Below are 2,075 nucleotides of genomic sequence, written 5' to 3'. Positions count from 1 at the left end.
CGGACCAATTCAATTCAGCGGCCGGCAACGCACTACCTCGTCAGAGGTTGACGACAGCTCCTCCCGGACACGAGGCTGGGTGCGGGCAGACTAGGTAACGGCCTTCCAGAAGGTGTGATTTTCATCAATGGCCTTTTCGAAGGCTTCGGTAAACAGTCCCCTTCTTCGTGCGAGTTTCCGAAGGGAAATGGCTATACCTCCCCTCCGCGCCTGCGTTCCAACCTTGATGAAAAAAACCAGCGTTTCCCACGCCCGGTGAATTCGATTAGTGGGTTTTTTACCGAGCCTGACAACCCGGCCACTTCGAGCCCGAGAGCCAGCCCCGTGGTGGTAGACCACGCCGGGCCCTTGAGGAAATCCATAAACGCCAAACCAGAGTGGGTGGTAATTCACTCTATTTCTTCGCACCAGTGGCTGCCAGGAAGTGCCGGACTCGTCAAGAGCCTTGAGTACACCCCCACCAACGTCAGTGACCGACATGCCTAACGAATTTGTCCATCGGTATCCTCGACTCCAGTCCGGTTGCAACTCACGCCACACACCCGCCTTCGCGGCGCAAAAACTGGGGTGTGGCTGAATATCTCCTAGATTCTCGAGTCGTTGAACGGCGATAAATGGATGGGCGTTGTCCAATATTTGAGAAAGCGGAACAATCGGAAAAGCGTCACTGTCGAGAAACAACAGCCAGTCCCAATCGTTGGCCCGCTCAAGAGCATGCTCGGCGAGCAAATTAAGCCCCTGCGTGTGGTTGCCCGAGTGACTCAGTGTGGACTCGGAGCTGAGAAAGAAGTCTTCGGGTATTCCGTTTACGGCAAAAACTCGGTGTTGTGGCATGTCCACATTTCGGTCCAAGTACCAACGCTGTCTCTGCACCCACTTGGGCTCCCGAAAGTGGACGCTCAGAACAAAGACCGAGGGCTCTTCGCTATTCCCCGCAAAATCACGCCGCTCGACCAGAATATTGCGCCTCTCCGTGGTGCCGGATCTGTTTATCCCGTTAGTCCTAACCTACTGGCGAACTCGATGCAACTGTGGCTCGGGCAACCGCCTGCCACTAATGCAAACGCCGGGAGCAGTGCCAGACCTTTTGGGGGCACGCGGTTCGGAGCAGAAGACCTGATAATGTTTTTTCGGTTGTCCTGCTTTGGCTCGAATCTCGGTACTGGACGCCTCGGATACAGCTGAGATAATCGGATGGGTGGGGAAAATGGCTCTTGAACCGTGGGAAGCGAGCATCCTGGGCGTTTACGATGTCGCCACACGGCCGTACACAGGCGGCTCTCGACATTGGTTCGACTTTGTGGAGCATGCACGCGACCTTGAAGGAGATTTTCTGGAGTTTGGTGTCTACCGGGGCCGGTCCTTAGTCGGAACAGCAATGCTGCTCCAGGAGAGAGGGTCAGACTCCATAGCGGTCGGTTTCGACACTTTTGCGGGCTTCCCCTCGACGTCCCCGTTTGATTTGCAGGAGCGGTTTGAACAGTTGCACGAAGAGGGGCGCATTTCTTCCGACCATTTTGAAAGGGTCGTGAAAAATCGAGCTCACCTGAGTTGGTTGGGTCGAGATTCCCACCCCTCCGCTTCTTCGACATCGGGCAACTTTTCCAACACGAGCGAGCATTATGTGCGCTCTCTACTGGAATACACAGGAACCGACTCCCAGGTTGAACTATTCGCGGGAGAGTTTGCAGAGAGTGTGGAAGAGCCGGCAAATGCGCGGCGCACTGTGGCCGGCGCGCTGATTGATTGTGACTTGTGGGGTGGCTACCAAGTGGCTCTCGATTATGTGTGGCCGCGATTGAGTCCAGGTGGAATGATATTCCTCGACGAGTACTACTCGCTCAAGTTTCCTGGGCCCCGCTTTGCGGTAGATAGCTTTTGCGAAGAGCACGGCATTCGCCCGACGCTTTTAGAAGATGAAGGCTCGTGGGAGCGGTGGGCCATTTTCAAGTAAGTTTTGCTCGCAGGGCTCACTGAGCGGGCAATAGTCTGGGATGACGTCGACGGAAAAAAGTTGTCGGTTGGCTGTATTTGTGAAACGAGGGAACACGAATGGAACATCGAGAGACTCCCAG

At 55.2% G+C, this 2,075-nt stretch carries 2 protein-coding genes; one reads left to right on the top strand and one right to left on the bottom strand.

Annotation, left to right across the window (positions count from 1 at the left end):
- Positions 1-90: 90 nt before the first annotated feature.
- Positions 91-834 (bottom strand): hypothetical protein, encoded by a 744-nt coding sequence (locus RI518_RS07800; RefSeq protein ID WP_310689811.1) that lies wholly within the window; start codon positions 832-834, stop codon positions 91-93.
- Between the two features lie 373 nt (positions 835-1,207).
- On the opposite strand from RI518_RS07800, the gene RI518_RS07795 reads away from it, so the two are divergent.
- Positions 1,208-1,954, top strand: coding sequence for a TylF/MycF/NovP-related O-methyltransferase (locus tag RI518_RS07795; RefSeq protein WP_310689812.1), 747 nt, complete (start codon positions 1,208-1,210; stop codon positions 1,952-1,954).
- Positions 1,955-2,075: the final 121 nt, after the last annotated feature.

The sequence above is a fragment of the Pontimonas sp. genome (assembly GCF_031581085.1).
GTDB lineage: Bacteria > Actinomycetota > Actinomycetes > Actinomycetales > Microbacteriaceae > Pontimonas.
The sequence above is the reverse complement of the archived record's forward strand: the minus strand, read 5'-3'. Positions and strand labels throughout refer to the sequence as shown.

Excerpts from the sequence above, each read along its gene's own strand:
- RI518_RS07800 (WP_310689811.1), bottom strand. The coding sequence starts at position 834 with ATGCCACAACACCGAGTTTTTGCCGTAAACGGAATACCCGAAGACTTC.
- RI518_RS07795 (WP_310689812.1), top strand. The coding sequence starts at position 1,208 with ATGGCTCTTGAACCGTGGGAAGCGAGCATCCTGGGCGTTTACGATGTC.